The organism is Pikeienuella sp. (genome assembly GCF_046290545.1).
Classification (GTDB): Bacteria; Pseudomonadota; Alphaproteobacteria; order Rhodobacterales; family Rhodobacteraceae; genus Pikeienuella.
Genome location: NZ_JBKAGV010000001.1, coordinates 38614 through 61125 on the forward strand (window position 1 = coordinate 38614; position 22512 = coordinate 61125).

At 69.6% G+C, this 22512-nt stretch carries 20 protein-coding genes and 1 pseudogene; 13 read left to right on the forward strand and 8 right to left on the reverse strand.

What is annotated here, in order from left to right; genetic code table 11:
• The first annotated feature begins 109 nt into the window (after positions 1-109).
• The gene (locus ACE37J_RS00215) at positions 110-1102 is read left to right on the forward strand and encodes an MBL fold metallo-hydrolase (RefSeq protein WP_409705168.1); all 993 of its coding nucleotides are present in this window, start codon (positions 110-112) and stop codon (positions 1100-1102) included.
• Between the two features lie 58 nt (positions 1103-1160).
• Here the strand turns inward: ACE37J_RS00215 and ACE37J_RS00220 are convergent, their stop codons facing one another.
• Positions 1161-2474 carry a DEAD/DEAH box helicase gene (locus ACE37J_RS00220; protein WP_409705171.1) on the reverse strand — a complete coding sequence of 438 codons (1314 nt, stop codon included), beginning with the start codon at positions 2472-2474 and terminating at the stop codon, positions 1161-1163.
• A 672-nt stretch (positions 2475-3146) separates the two neighbouring features.
• On the opposite strand from ACE37J_RS00220, the pseudogene ACE37J_RS00225 reads away from it, so the two are divergent.
• From ACE37J_RS00225 to ACE37J_RS00240, 4 genes and pseudogenes are all read left to right on the forward strand, one after another.
• A pseudogene (locus ACE37J_RS00225) lies at positions 3147-3512 on the forward strand (calcium-binding protein); the annotation flags it as partial.
• A gap of 327 nt (positions 3513-3839) precedes the next feature.
• On the forward strand, positions 3840-6698 hold the full coding sequence (locus ACE37J_RS00230; protein ID WP_409705317.1) for a S8 family serine peptidase: 2859 nt from the start codon (positions 3840-3842) through the stop codon (positions 6696-6698).
• Positions 6699-6702: 4 nt separating this feature from the next.
• Positions 6703-7080, forward strand: coding sequence for a hypothetical protein (locus ACE37J_RS00235; RefSeq protein ID WP_409705174.1), 378 nt, complete (start codon positions 6703-6705; stop codon positions 7078-7080).
• A gap of 147 nt (positions 7081-7227) precedes the next feature.
• A complete protein-coding gene (locus ACE37J_RS00240) occupies positions 7228-7818 on the forward strand; it encodes a LysE family translocator (protein WP_409705177.1) in 591 nt (196 codons plus the stop codon).
• A gap of 60 nt (positions 7819-7878) precedes the next feature.
• Here ACE37J_RS00240 and ACE37J_RS00245 read toward each other — a convergent pair whose 3' ends face one another.
• The 6 genes from ACE37J_RS00245 to ACE37J_RS00270 form a co-directional block, all read right to left on the reverse strand.
• Complete coding sequence (locus ACE37J_RS00245) at positions 7879-8058, reverse strand: RSP_7527 family protein (protein WP_409705180.1); 180 nt, start codon at positions 8056-8058, stop codon at positions 7879-7881.
• 130 nt (positions 8059-8188) lie between these two features.
• Positions 8189-8758, reverse strand: coding sequence for a sarcosine oxidase subunit gamma (locus tag ACE37J_RS00250; protein ID WP_409705183.1), 570 nt, complete (start codon positions 8756-8758; stop codon positions 8189-8191).
• Positions 8751-11768, reverse strand: a complete 3018-nt coding sequence (locus ACE37J_RS00255) for a sarcosine oxidase subunit alpha family protein (protein WP_409705186.1) — start codon at positions 11766-11768, stop codon at positions 8751-8753. Before ACE37J_RS00255 ends, ACE37J_RS00250 begins: the two co-directional genes overlap by 8 nt.
• Positions 11765-12073, reverse strand: coding sequence for a sarcosine oxidase subunit delta (locus ACE37J_RS00260; RefSeq protein ID WP_409705189.1), 309 nt, complete (start codon positions 12071-12073; stop codon positions 11765-11767). Before ACE37J_RS00260 ends, ACE37J_RS00255 begins: the two co-directional genes overlap by 4 nt.
• A gap of 130 nt (positions 12074-12203) precedes the next feature.
• Positions 12204-12353 (reverse strand): hypothetical protein, encoded by a 150-nt coding sequence (locus ACE37J_RS00265; RefSeq protein WP_409705192.1) that lies wholly within the window; start codon positions 12351-12353, stop codon positions 12204-12206.
• Between the two features lie 142 nt (positions 12354-12495).
• A complete protein-coding gene (locus tag ACE37J_RS00270) occupies positions 12496-13332 on the reverse strand; it encodes a flagellar motor protein MotB (RefSeq protein WP_409705195.1) in 837 nt (278 codons plus the stop codon).
• A gap of 101 nt (positions 13333-13433) precedes the next feature.
• On the opposite strand from ACE37J_RS00270, the gene ACE37J_RS00275 reads away from it, so the two are divergent.
• The 5 genes from ACE37J_RS00275 (at position 13434) to pheS (ending at position 17840) form a co-directional block, all read left to right on the forward strand.
• Positions 13434-14441 (forward strand): FliM/FliN family flagellar motor switch protein, encoded by a 1008-nt coding sequence (locus ACE37J_RS00275; RefSeq protein WP_409705198.1) that lies wholly within the window; start codon positions 13434-13436, stop codon positions 14439-14441.
• Between the two features lie 125 nt (positions 14442-14566).
• Complete coding sequence (gene rpmI, locus ACE37J_RS00280) at positions 14567-14764, forward strand: 50S ribosomal protein L35 (protein WP_409705201.1); 198 nt, start codon at positions 14567-14569, stop codon at positions 14762-14764.
• Between the two features lie 17 nt (positions 14765-14781).
• The gene (gene rplT, locus ACE37J_RS00285; protein WP_409705204.1) at positions 14782-15144 is read left to right on the forward strand and encodes a 50S ribosomal protein L20; all 363 of its coding nucleotides are present in this window, start codon (positions 14782-14784) and stop codon (positions 15142-15144) included.
• A 125-nt stretch (positions 15145-15269) separates the two neighbouring features.
• Complete coding sequence (locus ACE37J_RS00290; RefSeq protein WP_409705207.1) at positions 15270-16703, forward strand: NAD-dependent succinate-semialdehyde dehydrogenase; 1434 nt, start codon at positions 15270-15272, stop codon at positions 16701-16703.
• A 63-nt stretch (positions 16704-16766) separates the two neighbouring features.
• Positions 16767-17840, forward strand: coding sequence for a phenylalanine--tRNA ligase subunit alpha (gene pheS / locus ACE37J_RS00295; protein WP_409705210.1), 1074 nt, complete (start codon positions 16767-16769; stop codon positions 17838-17840).
• Between the two features lie 85 nt (positions 17841-17925).
• Here pheS and ACE37J_RS00300 read toward each other — a convergent pair whose 3' ends face one another.
• Positions 17926-19491, reverse strand: a complete 1566-nt coding sequence (locus ACE37J_RS00300; RefSeq protein WP_409705213.1) for a 5-guanidino-2-oxopentanoate decarboxylase — start codon at positions 19489-19491, stop codon at positions 17926-17928.
• A 181-nt stretch (positions 19492-19672) separates the two neighbouring features.
• Between ACE37J_RS00300 and leuB the strand changes: the two genes are divergently transcribed.
• The 3 genes from leuB to ACE37J_RS00315 all read left to right on the forward strand — a co-directional run bounded on the left by leuB (position 19673) and on the right by ACE37J_RS00315 (position 22488).
• Positions 19673-20776 (forward strand): 3-isopropylmalate dehydrogenase, encoded by a 1104-nt coding sequence (leuB, locus tag ACE37J_RS00305; protein ID WP_409705216.1) that lies wholly within the window; start codon positions 19673-19675, stop codon positions 20774-20776.
• Between the two features lie 20 nt (positions 20777-20796).
• A complete protein-coding gene (locus ACE37J_RS00310; RefSeq protein WP_409705219.1) occupies positions 20797-21381 on the forward strand; it encodes a GNAT family N-acetyltransferase in 585 nt (194 codons plus the stop codon).
• Positions 21382-21735: 354 nt separating this feature from the next.
• A complete protein-coding gene (locus ACE37J_RS00315) occupies positions 21736-22488 on the forward strand; it encodes a class I SAM-dependent methyltransferase (protein ID WP_409705222.1) in 753 nt (250 codons plus the stop codon).
• Positions 22489-22512: the final 24 nt, after the last annotated feature.

Here is a 22512-nt window from a genome sequence, read left to right on the forward strand (position 1 = left end):
GCGGGCCCGCCCGCGTCAGCCGGGGGGCCCGACCGCTACACTCAGAAGACGATGCCCGGGAGGCGCTCAGATGATACGAACCCCAATTCCCGTTCCGCACGGCCTGAACATGAACCGACGTGGCCTGCTGCTTGGCGCGGCAGGCCTCGGTATCGCCGCCGCCGCCGGGGGCAGACTGATCGCTCCGACCCCCGCCGCGGCCGCCACGGCGCTGAATCAGGCCCCCTATTTCTACCGTTTCCGGGTGGGGGAAGCGATCGGCACGGTCGTCTCTGACGGCATCCTGCCGCTTGGCGACCCGACCGCCAGCTTCTTCGGCCCCACGCCCGAACAGATGCGCGCCATGCTGGAGCGCAACTTCCTGCCCACCGACAGCGCCGTGCTGGAGCAGAACATCCTCGTTCTCGATTCCGGCGACCGGCGGATCATCTTCGACACCGGCATGGGAGCGTCGCAGATGTTCGGCCCGACGCCGGGCAAGCTGATGGCCACGCTCGCCGCCGCCGGGATCGATCCGGCTTTGATCACCGACATCGTCTGCACCCATGCGCATTGCGACCATGTCTGGGGCATCATGTCCGAAGCGGGCGAGCGGCAGTTTCCGAACGCGCAGGTCTGGCTCTCCGAGGCGGATTTCGACTACTGGACCGATGAAGCGAAGCTGTCCGTCAAGGATCCCGCCTGGATGGCGCCTTTCGTCGAGGGCGCGCGGAAAAATCTTGTGCCCAACCAGGACCGCATGAAGTTCTTCAGGGACGGCGAGGAATTCCTGCCGGGCCTTCAGGCGCTTTCCGCCCCCGGGCACACGGTGGGCCACACCGCCTTCATCGCGACCTCGGGGAATGACAGCCTCGCGGTGATCGGCGACCTAACGCATCACCACGTCATCCTGCTGGAGACGCCGCTCACACAGTTCGCTTTCGACACGGACCCGGCGCAGTCCGCGAAGACCCGGGTTCGGGTGCTCGACATGCTCGCCGCGCAGCGGCTGCCGATGATCGCCTATCACTTCCCGTGGCCCGGCATCGGCCATGTGGAGAAGGTGGGAGGCGGCTTCCGCTATCACCCGGCTCCGCTTGTCATGCAGGAGTTGCCGACCTGACCGCGGCCTTGCCTGCGCCGGGGCGGTTCGCCGCCCCGGCGTCTTCAAGCGGCGATGGTCAGGCGTATTCGCGCCGCCGCCTCGGCTTGCCGGGCGCGCCCGCGCCAAAGCGTGCGCCGCGGCCCGCTCCGGGCTTGCCCTGCGCGCCGCCGCCCTGCGGCTTTCGCCCCTGCCCCTGCGGCCGGCCCTGCGGCCGCTGGCCGCCGCCGCCGCGAGCGGGCGGCGCCTCGTCCGGCCCCTTCGGCCCGTCGCCGACCACGGCGAGGGAGACGCCGATCAGCCGCTCGATGGCGCGAAGATAGCTCCGCTCGTCCGCCCCGCAGAAGCTGATCGCCTCCCCCTCCGCCCCGGCGCGCGCGGTGCGGCCGATGCGGTGGACATAGCTTTCGGGTTCGTTCGGCAGGTCGTAGTTCACCACATGGGTGACGCCGCCGATGTCGATCCCCCGCGCCGCGATGTCCGTCGCCACCAGCACGCGGACGGAGCCGGACGCGAAGCGCTTGATCGCGCGCTGCCGCGCGTTCTGGCTCTTGCCGCCATGGATCGCGTCGGCGACGACGCCGCCCCTCTCCAGGTCCTCCGCCACCTTGTTGGCGCGATGCTTGGTGCGGGTGAAGAGGATCACCTTGTCTAGGCTCCGGTCCTTCAGGAGGTCGAGCAGGATCGAAGTCTTCGCCTTGCCGTCCACATGACGGACGGACTGGAGTATGCGCTCCACCGGCGTCGCCTGAGGGGTGACCTCGACGCGCGCGGGCTCCTTCAGGAACTCGGCGGCGAGCGTGGCCACCTCGCCCTCCATCGTGGCGGAGAAGAGGAGAGTCTGCCGCGCCTTAGGCGTCGCCCGCACGATCTTCCGCACGTCATGGACGAAGCCCATGTCGAGCATCCGGTCCGCCTCGTCGAGCACGAGATGCGTGACGCCGGCGAGGGAAAGCGCGCCCTCGGCCAGATGGTCGAGCAGCCGGCCCGGCGTCGCGATCACGATATCGACGCCGCGCTGCAGCGCCTTGATCTGGTTGCCATGGCCGACGCCGCCGAAGATCACCGTCTGGAAGAGGCGCAGATGCTGGGCGTAGCTCCGCATCTCCTCCCCGATCTGGATGGCGAGCTCCCGCGTCGGCGCGAGGATCAGGGCGCGCGGCCCCTTCGCCCCGCGCTCAGGTCGCGCGGCGGCGAGCGCGTGGAGGATCGGGAGCGAGAAGGCGGCGGTCTTGCCCGTGCCGGTCTGCGCGATGCCGATCATGTCCCGCCCCTCCATGAGGGGGGGGATCGCCTGCGCCTGGATCGGCGTCGGGGTTTCATAGTCGCGCGCCTTCAGCGCGCGGAGAATGGGCTCGGCGAGGCCGAGCTCCTGAAAGGTCAGGTCTGACACGTGGGGTCCTTCTCCGCCTCTCGCCGCTTTTCTCGCGGTCGGGGCGGACGGCGCAGCTCCGGGCGCAGCCGGGCGGGCCAGTGATTCTGTGAGCCTCACCCGCGACCGGTCTCGTCGCACAGGCGACGGACGATGCGCCGCCGCGGGGTCTGACGTGCTTCCGTCAGGTGCGCCCTTCCACCGGATAAGTCAATGGTGCTGACAAAAAACACTGCGAAGGCGGCGGCCGAGGCCGCCCTGCGCTACGGTCTGGCGAGGCGGCGAGCGTCGTTGTATTCTTCCTCCACCGTCGATACCGCTTCCCCCTGCGGTGCATTGAAGCGGCGACCTGTTTCGGGGTGAAAGGATTTTTGGATGCGGCGCACGCCTCCGGCCGCCTGTCCGACGAGCGCGCGAGTGCGGGCTCCCTCAGTTGTTCCTCTTTGCGAAACGATTCATCCGCCCTTTGCGACGCCCACCGGCGGCGCGGTCATCGCGCCTCGCATGGGCGAGGATCCCCCCACGCCGGCGGCCCCATCCCCCCAGGACGCGCCCGAGGCGGCCGGATCCGTGCGCGACACGGCGCCCGCGGCGCTCGACCTGACCGGGCAGGGAGACAGGCGCGACCGGGCCGAGCCGATCGCCAGGAGCGCCGGAGACGACGAGAGTCGCCCCTTCACCGGGGGCGACGCCATGTCCGGGAGCGCCGGCGATCTCATATCTCTCCCTGGCGGCGGCGAAAGCTTCGAGGCCGGCGAGGTCTTCGCGCGCGCCGAGGCCGGCGGCCGCCTGCGCGGAGGAGGCGGCGACGACACCATTGTCGGCGGGCGCGGCGACGACGATCTCGCTGGCAGGCGAGGCGACGACCTGATCAGCGGACGCGGCGGCGCGGATACGATCAAGGGTGGCGCGGGCGCCGACACCCTCAAGGGACAGGGCGGCGCCGACCTGATACGCGGCCAGGGCGGAGCGGACCGCCTGATCGGCGGGGCCGGAACCGACACGCTGAACGGCGGGGCCGGCGCCGACACGCTGCTCGGTCGGGCGGGGGCCGACCGGCTCAATGGCGGCGCCGGAGACGACGTACTCACGGGCGGCGGCCGGGCCGACCTCTTCCTCTTCAAGAATTCGTTCGGCGCAGACCGCATAAGGGATTTCGACGGCGCTGCGGGCGACCGGATCGACCTTTCCCGAACCGGATTCTCTTTCCTGGACCTCGAGATCGGCGCGGCGCCGGGCCGGCCCGGCGCCGCGCGCATAGAGGTGGGCGTCGGATCGATAACGCTCGACGGCGTAGACCCGGCGTCCCTGACGCCGGACGCGTTCATCTTCGGGATCGGACCCGAGCAAAAGACAGGACCGCGCAATTCCGGAGACAACGGCAAGGTGGTGACGACGGGCGGCGGCGCGGACTTCGCCATCCAGTCCGTCGCCGGCGCGCAGCTGATCGGCCTCGACACGTTTCGGGGGGACCCGGGCTTCGCGGACTTCCGCGGGTCCGGCTACGCCGTGGTGGTGATCGACACGGGGATCGACCTCAACCACCCCGCCTTCGGCCGGGATGCGAACCGGGACGGGATCTCCGACCGCATTCTCTACGCGGAGGACTTTTCGACGGATCGCGACGGAACCGCCGATGACGTGAACGGCCACGGCACCAATGTCGCCTCGATCATCGGCTCGTCAGACCCCCGCTTTCCCGGCGTGGCGCCGGATGTCGGGATCATCGCGCTTCAGGCGCTTTCCAATTCCGGCGGCGGGCGCTCCACCGATATCGAGGCGGCGCTGGAATGGGTGGTCCGCAACGCCTCCGTCTACAACATCGTGGCGGTGAACCTGTCGCTCGGGCCAAGCGACAATGTCGCGGCGAACCGGCGCAACCAGAGCCTCGGGGACGAGTTCGCCCGCCTCGCCGAGGCCGGAATCATCACCACCGTCGCGGCCGGCAACAGCTATTTCGACTTCCAGACCCCAGGCGTCTCCAGCATTGCTGCCGACCCGAACGTCATCCCCGTCGGCGCGCTCTGGAGCGCGTCCTTCGGTTCGATCGAGTTCGCTTCAGGGGCGAAGGATTTCGAGACCGCCGCCGGGCGTGTCGCCTCCTTCAGCCAGCGGAGCGCGACGCTCGATCAGGTCTTCGCGCCCGGCGCGCTGATCACCGGGGCCGCGCCCGGCGGCGGCAGCGCGGCGCAGGGCGGCACGAGCCAGGCGGCGCCGTTCGTCGCCGGCATGGCCGCGCTCGCGCAGGAGATCGCGGAGGACCGGCTGGGCCGCAGGCTGACGCCGGAGGAATTCCACGACCTCCTTATAGACAGCGCGGCGACGATCCGCGACGGGGACGACGAGGTCGACAATGTCCGGAACCTCAACGCAAACCTGCCGCGGGTGGACATGCTCGCGCTCGCCCGCGCGATAGAGGCGCTGGGGGGGCAAGCGGGGCCCGCGCCGCAGCCTGCGCCAGGCGACGACTTCTCCGCCGACGCGGGCGGAGCGGGGCGCATCGCCGTCGGCGGAACGGCGCGCGGCGTCATCGAGACGGCGGGGGACAGGGACTGGTTCTCGCTCACGCTCGTCGAAGGCCGCACCTACGTGTTCGACCAGCGGGGCGCGCCGACGCGGAACGGCACGCTCACGGACACGCTGCTCGCGCTGGTCGACCGTGAGGGCGAGGTCGTCGCCACGAATGACGATGACGGCGCCGGGCTGAACGCGCGGATCGAGTTCACCGCGCAGGAGAGCGGCCAGGTCTTTCTCTCGGCCCAGGCCTTCGGCGCCACGACCGGCTCCTATGAGCTGCGCGTCAGGGATCTCGGCCCGCGGGGGGGCGACGACGCCGCCCCGAACGGTTCCACGACGTCGATCCTCGCGCCGAACGGCTCCGTGAAGCGGGGCGTGATCGAGGTGAACGGAGACAGGGACTGGCACCGCGTCACGCTTGAGGCGGGCGTCGCCTATGTCGTCGATCTCGCCGGCGCAGGCCGCGACGCGCTCGCCGATCCGTTCCTCCGGATCCGGGACGGTTCCGGCGCGCTTCTCGCCGCGAATGACGATGGCGGCGAGGGGCTGAACGCCCGGATCGAGTTCACCCCCGCGACGTCCGGCCGGTTCTTCATCGAAGCCGGCGCATTCGGGGAGGCGGGAACGGGTCGCTATGCGCTCACCGTCGCGCCTGTCCGCAACGCGGGCGACATCCCAGCCGACGCGACGACTGGGGCGACGATCGCGGTCGGCGGCTTCTTCCTCGGCGCTCTGGAGGAGGCCGGGGACCGGGACTGGGTGCGCGTGACGCTCGAAAGCGGCTCCGTTTACGACATCGCACTCGCGGGAGACGCCCGGAGCGGGTCGGCGCTCGCCGACCCCTTCCTGAGGGTGCGGGACGCGAGCGGGACCGAGATCGGCTTCAATGACGATTTCGACGGGTTTGATTCCCGGCTGGACCGGTTCTCCGTCTTTGAAACGGGAACCTATTTCATCGAGGCGGCGGCGTTCGGGGACACGGAGGCCGGCGACTATCGCCTCACCGTCGCGCGACTTCAGGGCTCGGCGGGGGACATTCCGGCCGACGCGCGAACCGCGGCGCGGGCGGAGCCAGGCGGGAGCTTCGAATCGACACTCGATTTCGTCGGGGACAGGGACTGGATCCGGCTCGATGTCGTCGCCGGGCGCAGCTACCGGATCGCGCTCGATGGCGCCGGGGCGGATGAGGTCGTCGATCCGCTCCTCCGGATCTACTCCTCCGGCGGAACCCTTCTGGCGACGGACGATGACAGCGGCGGGGATCGCGACTCGCTGCTGGTCTTCACGCCGGCCGCTTCAGGCCGGGTCTTCCTCGAGGCGGCGAGCTATCTCGACGGCGGCCAGGGCGGATACCGGCTCTCCGTGGCCGATCTCGGATCGGCGGACGATTTCGGCTCCGACCCTGTCTCCGCCGGGTTCGCGCTGGCGGGCCAGACCGTTCGGGGCGTTATCGATACGCCCGGAGACGAGGACTGGATCGGTTTCTTCCTCGAGGCCGGCGAATTCTACCGGTTCTCCCTTCGCGGGGCCGACGCCTCCGGCGGCGCGCTCGACGATCCCTTCCTCAGCATCCACGATTCTCTCGGCTTCCGGATCGCAACGGACGATGACGGCGGCCCCGGGCTCGACGCGCGGCTCGATTTCTTTGCGCCGGAGACAGACTTCTATTTCGTGGCGGCGCAGGCCTTCGGTCAGGGAACCGGGTCCTGGCTCCTCGAAACGGCGTGACCGGATGCGGCCGATCCTCCCCGCGCTCTGCCTTTGCCTCCTGTCCGCCTGCGGCGCCGGGCAGGCAATGACCGGCGATCTCTCCTCCGGCGGGACCTGGACAAGCCCGGCGCCCGACGCCGTCGCCTACGAGGCCGTGGCGATCGCGCCGGACGCCTGCTGGACGGCGACCGCCGCGGAAAGCCACGACGCCACAGGAGACACGCTCGCCATCTACCGGACGATGCGGCGGGAGCCGGGCATCTGCGCGGCGGTTCTGACCCGCATTGCCTTCGACGGCCTGATCGAGGGGCTCGCGGCCGCCCCCGCACGGGTGGAGATCGTCATTCTTGACGCGGCCGGCCGCGAGAGACAGCGCTTCGCCCTCACCCCCGGCGCATAGGGCGCCATCCGTCGACGCGCCTCCCCGAAGCGACAGCCGCCCCGGCGTCCGTTCCGCCCGGGTGTCCGTTCCGTCCGGGTCCGCCGGTCGAAGGTCGCGGGAAGATTAGCGCTGGCGAAGGCGGCGCGGCCTTTCTATCGTCGCCCGATGCTCACCTTCGCCCTCGCTGTCTTCTTCCTCCTCATCACCCCCGGCCCTGGCGTCCTGACTACGGCGGGAGTCGGCGCGGGGTTCGGCCGCACGGCGGGGCTTCGCTTCGTCGCCGGGCTCTTCGTCGGCACCAATCTCGTGGCGCTGGCGGTGATCTCCGGCCTTGCCGCCGTGGTCTTCTCCGTGCCGGAGGTGCGCGCCGTCCTAGTCTGGGCCTCGGCGGCCTTCTTCGTCTACCTTGCTGCGAAGATTGCGCTTTCCGGCGCGAAGGTCGCCTTCATGGAGACGGCGGCGGCGCCGGGCTTCATGGGCGGGCTTCTCCTCCAGTTCATCAATCCGAAGGCCTACGCCGTCAACAACCTGCTCTTCTCCGGCTACGCCTTCTGGCCGGAGAGCCTGACGGTCGAGGTCGCGCTCAAGCTCCTGATCGTCAACGCGATCTGGATTCCGGTGCACCTGATCTGGCTGACTGCGGGCGTGACGCTGAAGCGGCTGAATCTCGCGCCGGGCGCGCAGCGGGCGATCAATGTCGGCATGGCGCTTTCGCTCCTCGCCGTGGTCGCGCTGGCGGCCTTCTCGCAGGCCTGAAAGGCCGGAAAAGAAGAACGCCCCGGCTTTCGCCGGAGCGCTCCCTTTCGTTCGGCGGCGTCAGTTGGCGCCGATGCGCCCGCCGGCTGGCTTCGAGGTCAGCCGGGCCCAGCCGCGGGCCACGGCGCGGCCCAGCGCCGCGACCATCTCGCGCGTCGCCTCGGCGCGCAGCTTGTGGGCGCGGGCCGTGATCGCCCGCATCTCGGCTTCGGTCGGGGATCGATATTCGTTGCGGTTCATCGTCGGTCTCCTGCTCTCGGCGGCTCTGCGCCGTCGAGTGGGAGATAGGCGCGTGGCGCTATTGTTGCACCGCACCATTCATCAGTCCCGCCATGCAATCGCCGCATGGCTCGCCACGAAGTCTTAACCTTCAGAATCCCGCGGGCCGCGCCCCTGACGCAGCGGAAGCCTTCAGCCAGTCAAAGACATAGGCGCCGACGGAGCGGAAACAGACGAGCCGGAACGCCCCGTCCCGCCCCAGCCAGAACGCCGCGGCGACCTGGCCGAGCCGCGTGCGCCGCACGTCCCCCGCGCCGAAGGCGGCGGGCGCGAGGTCCACCGGCGCGCCCCGGGCGAGGAGCGCGCGCGCGCCCTCCCCCTCGATGCGGAAGGCGGCCCGCGCATCGGAGACGTTCACGGCGAGCGCATGAAGCCCGCCGAACGCGGCGCGGAGCCGCCCGGCCCGCGCCTCCGCCTCGTCATAGGGGCAGGTCAGCAGCCACTCGTCCGGGCTCATCCAGCAGAGCCCGGCCTCGGCTTCGCCCTCGAACCGCCGGACGGGCGGCAGGGCGAAGCCCGTCTCCGCCTGCACCGCTGCGGCGAAGGCCGGGTCCGCCGCCTCGCCGCGGATCGTGACCATGCCGAGCGGGCCGGGATCGGAAATCGCGCATTCGGGCCCGGCGAAACGGGCGCCGCCAGTCGCGGTCACGGGATCAGACATTCTGCCGCGCCCCTTCCTTGTCGTAGAAGACCGGATCGACGATCCGCGCCTTCATCACCTCGCCCTTCTCCAGCGGGAAGGAGATGACCTCCCCCATCCGCTCCGGCCCCCGCTTCACGAGGCCGAGCGCGATAGCGCGCCCGAGCGTCGGCGACATGTAGGAGGAGGTGACGCGGCCGATCACCTCGGGCGTCTTCGCCGCAGGGTCGGCCACCGCGTAGGCGCCGTCCGGCAGGCGCTTGCCGGGCTCCAGCGTCTCCAGCCCCACCAGCCGCTCCCGTTCCGGATGGGAGAGGAAGGGCCGCTCCTGCGCGCGCTTGCCGATGAAATCCGCCTTCTTCTTTGAGACAGCCCAGGAGAGGCCAAGTTCCTGCGGCGTCACCGTGCCGTCGGTCTCGTCGCCGATCATGATGAAGCCCTTCTCGGCGCGGAGCACATGCAGCGCCTCCGTGCCGTAGGGCTGGATTCCCTGCCCCGCGCCCGCCTCGCGAATCGCGTCCCATAGCGCGCGGCCGCGATGCGCCGGGGCGGCGATCTCGTAGGAAAGTTCACCGCTGAACGAAATGCGGAAGAGGCGCACGGGAATCCCCGCCATCTCCCCCTCCGCAATGCCCATGAAAGGGAGCGCGGCGGCGGAGAGGTCCATCGACGTCAGCGGTTGCAGGATCTCCCGCGCCTTCGGCCCGGCGACGGCGATCTGCGCGAACTGCTCGGTGAGGTTGGCGACGTAGACCTTCAGCTCCGGCCATTCCGTCTGGAGCCATTCCTCCATCCAGCCATGCACGCGCTCCGCCCCGCCCGTGGTGGTGTGGCAGAGGAAATCCCCGTTCGGCAGCCGCGCGACCACGCCGTCGTCGAACAGAAACCCGTTCTCGTTGCACATGAGGCCATAGCGGCAGGCGCCGGGCTTCAGCGTCGACATCATGTTGGTGTAGAGAAGATCGAGGAAGCGCCCCGCATCCGGCCCCGTCACCAGCAATTTCCCGAGCGTGGAGGCGTCCAGCATCCCCGCCGCCTCGCGCACCGCCCGCACCTCGCGCGTGACGGACGCCTCACGGCCCTCCCCTGCGCGGCGATAGGTGAAGGGCCGGCGCCATTCGCCGACCGGCTCCCAATCCGCCCCGTTCGCCTCGTGCCAGTCATGCATCGGCGTACGGCGCAGCGGCTTGAAGAGCGGCCCGAAATCCCGCCCGGCGATGGCTCCGAGCGAAAGCGGCGTCCAGGGCGGGCGGAAGGTCGTCGTCCCCACCTCCGGGATCGGCGCGGCGAGCGCGTTGGCGAGCGTCGCGAGCCCGTTGATGTTGGAGAGCTTGCCCTGGTCCGTCGCCATACCGAGTGTGGTGTAGCGCTTGGCGTGCTCCACGCTCTCATAACCCTCGCGCGCCGCGAGCTCCACGTCCGCCGCCGTCACGTCGTTCTGAAAATCGAGGAAGTGCTTGGTCCCATGCGCGTATTTCCCGACGGAGGGCGTGAACCAGAGCGGTTGGAGCGGCGCCATGCCGGGTTCCGTCACCGCCGGCGCCTCCGCCGCCGCAGCGGCGAAGCCGAGTTCGGCGGCGGCTCGCGCGCCCGCCGCCAGCGCATCCGCAAGCCCATCCGCCGTAGAAAGGAACCCGTTCGCCGCGCCGGCGACGAAGGTGTTGACCTCCCCCTCCGCCCCTGTCGGCGCGCCGCGTTCCGGCGCCGGGCGGAACATGGCCTGCGCCTCGTCCCAGGCCAGCTTGCCGCCGCAATGGGAGAAGAGATGCACGGCGGGGGACCAGCCGCCCGACATGGCGAGGACGTCGCAGCCGATCTCCTCCAGCGCCCCCGCGACGCGGCCATCCGCCGCCCGCTTCGCGACGAGGACGGATTTCAGCGCCTTGCCGCCCTTCGCCTTCGCGACGATCATCCCCGTCCGCACCGGAATCCCCGCCGCCCGCACCACCTCGGGCAAAGCGCCGGAAGCCTCCGCCCGGCAGTCGATCACCGCCTTGACCGTCAGCCCCGCCCGGCGCCCGGCGAGCGCGGTGCGATAGGCGTCGTCGTTGTTGGCGAAGACGACGATCTCCCGCCCCGGCGCGACGGCCCAGAGCGCAAGATAATCCCGCACCGCCCCGGCCAGCATCACCCCCGGCAGGTCGTTGTTCGCGAAGGCCAAAGGCCGTTCGATGGCCCCGGTCGCGATCACGATCCGCTTCGCCCGCACCCGCCAGAGACGGCGGGAGGGGCCGTCCCTCGGCTCCTCGTCCAGAAGCGCATAACCGTGGTCGTAGAGCCCGGCGCCCTGGCAGCGCGTGAGCAACGTGACATTCGGCATGGCGGCCAGCGCCGCCGCCTCCCCCGCCGCCCAGTCCGCGCCCGGCGCGCCCCCGATCTCGACATCGACCTCGGAAAGGAGCCGCCCGCCGGCGCGCGGCCCCTGCTCAGCGACGATCACCCGCGCACCCGCTTCCGCCGCAGCCCGCGCCGCGGCGAGCCCGGCCATGCCGGCGCCGATCACCAGCACGTCCGCGAAGGCGTGAAGATGCTCGTACTCGTCCGGGTCCACGCCTTCCGGCGCGGGACCGAGCCCGGCGGATTGCCGGATCACCGGCTCGTAGAGATGCTTCCACGCCACGCGGGGGAAGAGAAACGTCTTGTAATAGAACCCTGCGGAGAAGACGGGCGCGACTGAGGCGATGGCGGCGTTCACCGCGCCCACGTCCCATTCGAGCGAGGGCCAGTGGTTCTGGCTCCGCGCCGACATTCCGGGCGCGATCTCCACCATCGTCGCGCGCTGGTTCGGCGTCGCGCGCGGGCCCTCGCCCACGCACATGAGCGCGTTCGGCTCCTCGACGCCGGCGGCGACGAGGCCTCGCGGCCGGTGATACTTGAAGGAGCGGCCCATCAGCGTCCGCCCGCTGGCGAGGAGGGCGGCGGCGAGCGTGTCCCCCGCGAAGCCCTTCACGGGCTTGCCGTTGAAGCGGAACTCGACGGGGCGGGCGCGGTCGATCAGCAGGCCGCCGGAGGGGAGGCGATGGGCGGTCATGCCTTCCCCCGCGCCGCGATGCGGTCCAGTATCTCTTGCGGCGGCGCGGTCTCCGTCGCCTTGTAGGCACCGTAGATTTCCAGCGTCACGGTGTCCCGCGCCACGTGGAACCATTTCCCGCAGCCATATGCGTGCCGCCAGCGCTCGAAATGCGGGCCCTTCGGGTTCTTTCGGTAGAAGAGATAGCCGGCGAACTCCCCTTCGTCAGCGCCAGGCCCGAAGCGTTTCAGATGCGCCTCCCCGCCGGGGGCGAATTCGGTCTCCTCGCCGGAGACACCGCAATAGGGGCAGGTGATCAGGAGCATCGGCCGTCTCGCGATTGGGCCGGCGCGGAACGCCCGCGCCGGCCCGGTTTCTACGCCCTGATTGGCACAGCGGCGGCTCCCTACGCAACGCGGAGGCGACCGCCTGCGGCCCGCTTGCGACGCGCCGGCCTCAGTCGGACGTCGGCGCTGCGGGGGCCTCGGTCGCCGGGGCCTCCGTCGCTGCCGGGGCGTCGGCGGTCTGCCCGCCGAAATACCACCAGGCGACCGCGCCGCCGACGATGATGATCGCAACGGCGGCGATGATCGAATTCGTGCTCATCTGCGTCTCCTGTTCCCGGTTCACGAACCGGGCGAAGCGCCTTCTCGCGCACGCAGCCTCGGAAGGGCGCCCGCCCTTCCCCCTCGGGGGAGATATGGGGAGCGGCGCGATCCGACGCCAGCGCGGCGCGAAGCGATGCGCGCTAGCGATCCGAGCGCAGAAGGGTAAGCGTGACGCGCCGGTTGCGGGGGTCCGTCGGCGCTTCGGGAAGGGCGAGCGCGCGGTCCGCCTCGCCGGTGACGCGCAGGAACCGCTCCTCGGCCACGCCGCTCCCCGCGAGAACGCGGCGGGCGGCGCCGGCGCGGGCGGAGGAAAGCGACCAGTTGTCGTTCGTCCCCTCTGCGAAGGGAATCGCATCCGTATGGCCGGAAATCGCGACTGGGTTGGAAACGAGCTCGATCACGCCGCCGATCATCTCGAGGATCGCCTGCATCTTCGGCGTCGGTTGGTCGGAACCCGATTCGAAGAGCGGCCGCCCCTCCTTGGCGAAGATGTCGATGACGAGCCCCTCGTCCGTGACGCGCGTGACGATGTGGCTCAGGAGATCGTCCGCAACCTCGCTCTCACCCGACTTGGCGAGAAGGAGCGATTCAAGTTCGTCGAGCCGTTCTTCGTCCTCTGTGTCCTCGCCGCCAACCTCCGTCTTCTTCCCCTCGCTGACCTGGACCTCGCCCCCCGCGCCGCCGACATCGGATTTCGGCGCGGCCTGGGTGGAGAAGATCGTGTCGCCCTGCAGCACCCCGTCGCCGCCGCCGGAGACGGGGGAGATCGGGACGGTGGGAGAGAAATAGTCGGCGATGCCCTTCCGCTGGCTCTCCGTCGTCGCGTTCAGCAGCCACATCAGCAGGAAGAAGGCCATCATCGCGGTGACGAAGTCGGCGTATGCCACCTTCCAGGCCCCGCCATGATGGCCGTCCCCGCCCGAGACCTTCTTGCGCTTGATGATGATCGGCCTCACCGCGTTGGTATTGTCCGCCATCCCGTCCTCCGCCTTCGCTAAACGGCTTATCGCCGGGCGGCGTGAACAAAGGCTTGCGCGCCCGCCCTTAAGGGAATGGCAACGCCGCAACCTCTATGACCATGCGGACGGACAGGGCGTCGGTCGGGATGATGGGTGCGATGATTCACGAGACGCTGAAGCGGAAGATCGGAGAGGCCCGCAGCGCGCGGCCGCCGCTGCGCGACCCGAATTTCGTATCCGATCTCTTCGCGAGGCTGCTGGAGGAACGGTTGCGCGTCTCCTTCTCCATGCCGGTCGGCGTCGGTGTCGAAGTCGGGGACGCGGCGAAGCTCACGGAGGCGCTGAAGGCGGCGGGCGCCGTCGCCCTCTACGGCGTTGCCGAAACCCCGTCCGGGCGTCTCGGCGGCGTGCTCACCTTCTCCGCCCCGCTCGTTCACCGCGTGGTGGCGGCGATGACGGGAGCGACGCAAAAAGGCTCCGCCGACCCGGAAAGGATGCCTACGGCGATCGACGAGGCGCTGGTGCACGGTTTCGCCGGTGACGTGATCGATTGCTTCGAGCGGGCGGTGATCTCCGGCCCGCGTCCAGAGGCGGGCGTCGCGCTCTTCTTTCGTCGCTTCGCGCGCCGCGCGACCTCCCTCGCCGAGGCGCCCGATGCGATGGACACGATCGCCTTCCGGATCGAAATCGGCTTCGCCGATGAAACGCCGCCGATGATCCTCGACCTCATCCTCCCTCTTGCGGCGCTCGATCTCTACCGCGCGGCGGAGACGGACGCGGCCGCGCGGGCGCCGCGCGGCCGTGTGAACGCTTCGGGGGAGATCTGGGCCACCGCCATGCTCTCCGCAGCCCGGACGGCGGAATACCGCTTCGTCGGCGTTCTCGCGGAACTGACCCTCACGGTCGAGGAGGTCGCCGCGCTCGCCCCCGGCTCCGTCCTTCTCCTGCCGGAGGAGCGCAAGCTTGAAGTCAGCCTGAGAGTGGACCGGCCGGGCGGCGTCGCCGGCCGGGGCGATCTCGCCCGCGGCGCGCTCGGCGCCGCCGAGGGGCGGCGAGCGGTGAAGATCACAACGCCGCCGACGCCGGCCTTCACGGAGAACCTCATGCCCTATATGGCGGAGGACTGAGCGCAGCCCGCGCATCTTGCGGCGCCGCCCGCTTTCCCCTATACGCACGCGCTCTGAGCGGAGCCTCCGGCCGAAACGGGCTGCCGAGCGGCTTCTGAACGCTCTTCATTCGAGAGGAGATCGAAATGCCCAAGATGAAGACCAAGTCGGGCGCGAAAAAGCGCTTCCGGCTCACCGCGACGGGCCTCGTGCGCGGGCAGCAGGCGGGCAAGCGCCACGGGATGATCAAGCGGACGACGAAGTTCATCCGCAACGCGCGGGGGACGACGATCCTGTCGGAGCCCGACGCGAAGATCGTCAAGAAATTCCTGCCCTACGGCTGATCCGGGAGCGCTGAGACATGTCACGAGTAAAACGCGGCGTCACCGCCCACGCCCGCCACGCCGAGATCCGCAAGCTCGCGAAAGGCTATTACGGCCGGCGCAAGAACGTCATCCGCGTCGCCAAGCAGGCGGTGGACAAGGCGCAGGAATACGCCACGCGCGACCGCAAGGTCCGCAAGCGGACTTTCCGTGCGCTCTGGATCCAGCGGATCAACGCCGCCGTGCGCGCCCACGACGCCGACATGACCTATTCCCGGTTCATGAACGGGCTGACCGTCGCGGGGATCGAGGTGGACCGGAAGGTCCTCGCCGACCTCGCGGTGCGGGAGCCGGCGGCGTTCAACGCCGTCGTCGACCAGGCGAAGGCCGCGCTGGCCTGACCGGGCCGCAATGGACGAAATGAAGGCCCGCGCCGGAAGGCGCGGGCCTTTCGCGTCCCTGGGCCCGTTTGCGCTTTCCTGCGCCATGGCTACGGTCACGCGCAAGCGAATCGGAGGAGACGGCGATGGCCTACACGGATGCGAAACTGCTGATCGGCGGCGAATGGCGGCGGGGCGACGGGCCGGGGGAGGACATCGTCAACCCCGCGACCGGCGAGACGCTGGCGCGCTGCGGCCACGCCTCCCCAGCCGAGCTCGATATGGCGCTCGCCGCCGCCGAACAGGGCTTCCGCGTCTGGAGCGCGAAGACGCCGGTCCAGCGCCAGCAGGTGATGGAGAAAGCCGCCCGCGCGCTCGAGGCGAAGATCGACGAGGCCGCGATCAACCTCACGAAGGAGATGGGCAAGCCCGTCGGCGAGGCGAAGATCGAACTCGGCTTCGCCGTCGATCTCATCCGCTGGTATGGCGAGGAGGGCAAGCGCGCCTATGGCCGCCTCGTCCCCTCCCGCAATCCGGCCGCGCGGCAGATGGTGACCTCGGAGCCGGTCGGCCCCGTCGCGGCCTTCACCGCCTGGAACTTCCCCTCCACCAACGTGATCCGGAAGATCGCCGGGGCGATCGGCGCCGGCTGCTCCATCGTCATCAAGCCCTCGGAGGAGACGCCGGCGACGGCCGTCGCCATCGCGGAGGCGTTCCAGGAGGCGGGGCTGCCGGAGGGCGTGCTGAACGTCGTCTTCGGCGTGCCGGACGAGGTCTCCCGCCATCTCCTCGCCTCGCCGGTCTGCAAGAAGGTCTCCTTCACCGGCTCCATCCCGGTCGGCAAGCATCTGCAGAAGCTGGCGGCGGACACGCTGAAGCGCTGCACGATGGAACTCGGCGGCCACGCCCCCGTGATTGTCTTCGACGATGCAGACGTGGAGAAGGCGCTGGACGCCGTGGTCGGGTTCAAGTTCCGCAACGCCGGGCAGGTCTGTATCTCGCCGACCCGCTTCTACGTGCAGGAAAAGAGCTATTCCCGCTTCGTCGAGGGCTTCACGGAGCGGGCGGAGAAGGTGAAGGTCGGCAACGGGCTGGATGACGGCGTGTTCATGGGCCCGCTGATCGCGGAGCGCCGGATCGCGGTCATGGAGCAGTTCGTGAACGATGCGAGGGACCATGGCGCGGCGGTGAAGACCGGCGGCGCGCGCATGGCCAACGCCGGCTCCTTCTGGGCGCCGACCGTGCTCGCGGACGTGCCGGACGAGGCGATGATCATGAGGGAGGAACCCTTCGGCCCGCTCGCCCCGATCACGACCTTCAAGGGCGTGGACGACGTGCTGGAGCGCGCGAATTCCCTGCCCTTCGGCCTCGCCTCCTACGTCTTCACCTCCAGCGGCAAGACCGGCAAGATGATGTCCGAGCAGCTGGAGGCCGGCATGGTCGGCGTCAACAACGTCGCCGTCTCGACGGTCGAGACGCCGTTCGGCGGCGTTAACGAGAGCGGCTATGGCTCCGAGGGCGGGATCGAGGGGCTCGAAGCCTATCAGCGCACGAAGTTCGTGACCGAGATCGCCCTCTGAGCGCGGCCTTGCGATGATCGGCCGGGGCGGCTAACTCCCGCCCCGACCTTCAGGGAGACCGGCATGGACGGCCTGCGCGAAAAATATCTCTCCGAAATCGCCGCCGCGAGGGACGAGGCGGCGCTCGAATCCGTGCGCCTCGCCGCGCTCGGCAAGAAGGGGGAGATCAGCCTCGCCATGCAGGGCCTGCGGGACATGGAGCCCGACGCGCGGAAGGCGGCAGGCGCCGCGCTCAACGTGGTGCGGGACGAGGTGCAATCCGCCCTCGCCGCCGCGAAATCCGCGCTTGCCGACGCCGCGCTCGCGGAGCGGCTGAAGACCGAATGGCTGGACGTGACGCTCCCGCCCCGGCCCGTTTCGCAGGGCACGATCCATCCCGTCTCCCAGGTCACGGAAGAGGTGACGGCGATCTTCGCGGAGCTCGGTTTCGCCGTCGAGGAAGGCCCGCATATCGAGACGGACTGGCACAATTTCGACGCGCTCAACATCCCCGCCGAGCATCCGACGCGGACGGAGATGGACACGTTCTACATGGCCCGCGCGGAGGGCGACGACCGCCCGCCGCATGTGCTCCGCACCCACACCTCCCCGGTGCAGATCCGGGGGATGCTGAAGCACGGGGCGCCGGCGCGGTTCATCTGCCCGGGCCGCGTCTATCGCGCCGACTACGACATCACGCATACGCCGATGTTCCACCAGCTTGAGGGGCTGGCGATCGACAAGGACGTCTCGATGGCGAACCTGAAATGGTGCCTCGAGGAGTTCTGCCGCGCCTTCTTCGAGGTGGAAGGGGTGGAGCTTCGCTTCCGCGCCTCGCATTTTCCCTTCACCGAGCCTTCGGCGGAAGTGGACATCCGCTGTTCATGGACCGGCGGTCAGCTTCGCATCGGCGAGGGGGACGGCTGGCTGGAGATTCTCGGCTCCGGCATGATCCACCCGAACGTGCTCCGCGCGGGCGGGATCGACCCGGACCTCTGGCAGGGTTTCGCCTTCGGCATGGGGATCGACCGGCTGGCGATGCTGAAATACGGCATCCCCGACCTGCGCGCCTTCTTCGACAGCGACCTCCGCTGGCTCCGCCATTACGGCTTCGCCGCGCTCGACGCGCCGACGGCGCATGGCGGGCTCGGGGCCTGAAGGCGGCTCTGCTCACAGTGAGCAGAGGGGTCATGTATATGAATTTAAGAGATAATCGGAAAAACGGCTGCGCGTGTGCGCGCGGTCAGCCGAAGCGGAACTCCCCCTCCCGCATCTCGATCACGACAGGGCCGGACCGAACGGCGCGCAGGGCGGAGACCGCCTCCGCCACGCTTCCTGCGCGGGCGTAGCCGGCGCCGAAGCCCTTCGCCAACGCGGCGAAATCGACGGGAGAGAGGGCGACGCCCTCCGGCGCGACGCCCGCATCCTCCATCCACCAGCGGATCTCGCCATAGCCGGCATTGTTCCAGAGGAGGAGCGCGACCGGCGCCCGCGCCTCCGCCGCCGCGGCGAGCTCCGCGATGGTGAAGAGCGCGCCGCCATCCCCCGCCAGCGCGACGGCGGGCCGCCCCGGCGCGGCGAGCGACGCGCCGATGGCGGCGGGGAGGGCGTAGCCGAGCGTCCCGAACCCCGTGGCGGAGGAGGCCCAGAGGCCCGTCGCCGGCGGGCGCGCCGCGGCGTGGGCGGCGTAGGCGGGCTCCGTGCTGTCTCCGAAGATCATCGCCTCCGGCATTGCATCCCAGATCGCTTCGAGGAGCGGCAGGTGGCGGGCGATGCGCGGCTCCAGCCCCAAGCCCGGCGCCGGGAGCGGGCGCGGCGCGGCGGGCGCGCGGGCGACGAGCGGCAGGAGCGCGCGGGCGAAGCCCGCCGCCCCGGCATGGAGGGCCAGCGCCGCCGGCGGGCCGATGCGCAGCTGCGCGGCGTCGATGTCCACGCGGATCAGCGCCCCGCCGAATTCCGGGTCGGGCTCCCCGTTCCAGGCCCAGTCGGTCGGCCCGAACTCGCAGCCGAGCGCGAGCGCGGCGTCGCTCTCCGCCATCAGCCGCCGCGCCCCCACCGCGAAAAGCTCGCCCCCGGCGTTGAGCGGATGGGCGGGCGGCAGGAGCCCGCGCCCGTTCGCCGTCATCAGGACGGGCGCGCCGAGCGCCTCCGCGAGACGCCGCGCATCCGGCCCGAGCCCGCGCGCCCCGCCGCCGAGGATGAGGAGCGGGCGCGCCGCCCGGTTCAGGATCGCGGCCGCCTCCGCCAGCGCCGCCCCGGTCGCCGCCGGAGGCAGGACGGGCGCGCGGGGCGGCGGGGCGGCGCCCGCCTCCGCCGCGAGCCGGTCGATCGGGATCTGGATGTGGACGGGGCGGGGGCGGGCGGAGGCGAAGAGGTCCATCGCCGCATCGAGCGCGGAGGCGAGCCCCGCCGCATCCTCCGCCTGAAGCGAAAGGCCTGACACGCCGGAAAGCGTCGCCAGCTGATCCTTCATCTCGTGCAGCCCGCCGCGGCCTCTCGCCGCCTCCGGCCCGACGGAGGAGATCACGAGCATCGGGATCGAATCGCCATAGGCCTGCCCCATCGCGGTGGCGATGTTGGTCATGCCCGGCCCGGTGATGATGAAGCAGGCGGCGGGCCGCCCGGTCGCGCGCGCATGGCCGTCCGCCATGAAGCCCGCGCCCTGCTCGTGCCGCGGCGTGACATGGCGAAGGCCCGAATTGGCGAGCCCGCGATACATCTCCACCGTGTGAACGCCCGGAATGCCGAACACGGTGTCGAAGCCGCGCGCGGCGAGCATCGCCGGTATCAGGCCGCCAAGGGTGGTCATCTGCGTCGTCTCCGGCCCCGGACCCGATCCGGGGCCCCGATGAATGAAGCGCGAAAGGTCGCGGCGCGCCCAGCCGCGCGAGGCCCCGGATCGGGTCCGGGGCCTTGATCCCCCCGCCTCCGCTTGACGCACCGTGAGCGGATCGCTAGGCGAACCGCAACCCGGAAAGAGAGGAAATCCCATGTCCAACCCCAGTCTCCTGATCCTGCCCGGCGACGGGATCGGCCCCGAAGTGATGGCCGAGGTCCGCCGCGTGATCGACTGGCTGGCGCAAGAGAAGGGGATGGAGTTCGACGTCTCCGAGGATCTCGTCGGCGGCGCGGCCTATGACGCGCACGGGACGCCGCTCCATGACGACACGATGGCGAAGGCGCAGGAGGTGGACGCCGTGCTCCTCGGCGCCGTCGGCGGCCCGAAATACGATGTGCTCGACTTCTCGGTGAAGCCCGAGCGCGGGCTCCTGCGGCTGCGGAAGGAGATGGACCTCTTCGCCAATCTCCGCCCCGCGCAGTGCTTCGACGCGCTGGCCGAGGCTTCCAGCCTCAAGCCCGAAGTCGTCTCCGGCCTCGACATCATGATCATCCGGGAGCTGACCTCCGGCGTCTATTTCGGGGAGCCGCGCGGCATCTTCACCGAGGGGAACGAGCGCGTCGGAATCAACACCCAGCGCTACACGACCTCGGAGATCCAGCGCGTCGGCCGCTCCGCCTTCGAGCTGGCGCGGAAGCGCTCCAACAAGGTCTGCTCGATGGAGAAGGCCAACGTGATGGAATCGGGCGTCCTCTGGCGCGAGGAGATGCAGAAGGTGCGGGACGCCGAGTATCCCGATGTCGAGCTCACCCACATGTATGCGGACGCCGGCGCGATGCAGCTCGCCCGCTGGCCCAAGCAGTTCGACGTGATCGTGACGGACAATCTTTTCGGCGACCTGCTCTCCGACCTCGCGGCGATGCTCACGGGCTCGCTTGGCATGCTGCCCTCCGCCTCCTTGGGCCTGCCGATGGCGAACGGGCGGCCGAAGGCGCTCTACGAGCCGGTCCATGGCTCGGCGCCGGACATCGCCGGCAAGGGGATCGCCAACCCCATCGCCTGCATCCTCTCCTTCGCCATGGCGCTCCGCTATTCCTTCGACCGCGGGGACCTTGCGGACCTGATCGAGGGCTCGGTCAACGCCGCGCTCGCCGAAGGCTACCGGACGCCGGACCTGATGACGGTGGCGGGCGGAACGAAGGTCGGCACCACGGAGATGACCGACGCGATCCTCTCCAAGATGGCGGCCGCCTGACCTTCCGGGTCGAGGAAGGATTGCCGGAGCCGCTGCGGCCCGCGGCGGCTCGACTCTATCTCGAAGCCTTCGGGGCGAAACTCGGCCCCATCCTCGGTCGGGGCGCGCGGGCGGAGCGCTTTCTCGAAGGCGTGCTCCGCCCGGGAAACGCGCTTGTCGCCCTTTCGGAAGAGGGGGCGCTCCTCGGCCTCGCCGGATTCCATGACGAAGGGGGCGGCTTCGTCGGCGGCGGCGCTGCGGAGCTTCGCGCGGCTTATGGCGGCTTCGGCGCGCTCTGGCGCGGCGCTGCGCTCGCGCTTTTCGAGCGGTCGCCCGGCCCCGGCGAGTTGCTGATGGACGGGATCGTCGTGGCGCCCGGCGCGCGGGGCGGCGGGGTCGGCGGCGCGCTGATCGAGGCGATGGCGGCGCGGGCGGCGCGTCTCGGCCTTTCCGCGGTGCGGCTTGACGTGGTGGATTCGAACCCCCGCGCCCGCGCGCTCTATGCACGGCGGGGCTTCGCGGCGGGGGAGGAGACGGGCTCGCCCCTCCTCCGCCCGCTCTTCGGCTTCAGCCGTTCGCTGGCGATGCGGCGGCCAGTCTCGCCGCCGCCGCCAGATCGGGTGTGATCCCGTCCGGAGCCAGCGCACTGCCGGGCTCCAAGGCGTCGAGAGACCTGATCGCGGCCGGAAAGCCGCGCCGGAAGGAGCCGACGCGCAGCGCCCGCCCCGGGAACAGCGTAATTGCCTTCGCAAACCGACGCGGCTCACAAGGCCTTGAAATCAATCGGTTCATTTTCCGGCCGGCGCTCGAGAGAACAGCGCACCCTTGGACAACTTGCTTGACAGCCCCATCGATTAGGGGTGACACGAACACTAAACAAGCGGGTTGGCACCCTGCGAGCCGTTTGGGGAACGTCAGGACAATCTACCAAAACCTGGCTTTCGTGGGAGTTGAAGCGTAGTCCACATCACAAGGCGCAAATGACATTCGAAGAAGCATGCACCGTCATTGATTCCGCTGTAGCCGGGAGCAAGAGCCGAAAGGAACTTCTTCTCAATCTGTTCAAAGATCTTGGTGTCAAACGCATGGCCGAGATCGGGGTTTGGGAAGGCGATCTGTCTGAAACGATCCTGCAAAAGGTCGAGCAGATCGAACGCTATGTCTTGGTTGACCCATGGCGCAATCTTCCTGACTGGAACAAACCGCTGAACAAGTCGAACTTCGAATTCGAAAGCGTGCGAAGCAAGGCTTTGAAAAGAGTCGCGCCTTTCAAGGAAAAAGTCATTGAAATCCGCGCCACCTCAAAAGAGGCGAACACACAGATCGATGGCGCTTCGCTTGACCTGATTTACGTCGATGGCGATCATACGTTGCGCGGCATCACGATCGATCTCATCCTACTTCTACCCAAAGTACGTCGTGGCGGGTTTATTTGCGGCGATGATTTCAGCAAGACGATTTGGCAGCATACTACCAAATACGCCCCGACGGAAGTGTTCCCCTTTGCCCTGTATTTTGCGGAAGCACACGATCTTCCGATTTTTACATTGCCGTATAACCAGTTTATCATCTTCAACGAGCCGCGTGGGTTCGAGGTGATCGATCACGGCGGCTACGGCAGGCTCACTCCTGAAGATATCTATGCGCCACCGCGGGGCCGGTTGGCGGAGATGCTCGTTCGCAACACGCCGGGGAGCGTAAAGCGCGCTATCAAGCGATTCGTGGGCGGCTAGGCTGTCCACCCGACCCTTTTCCGC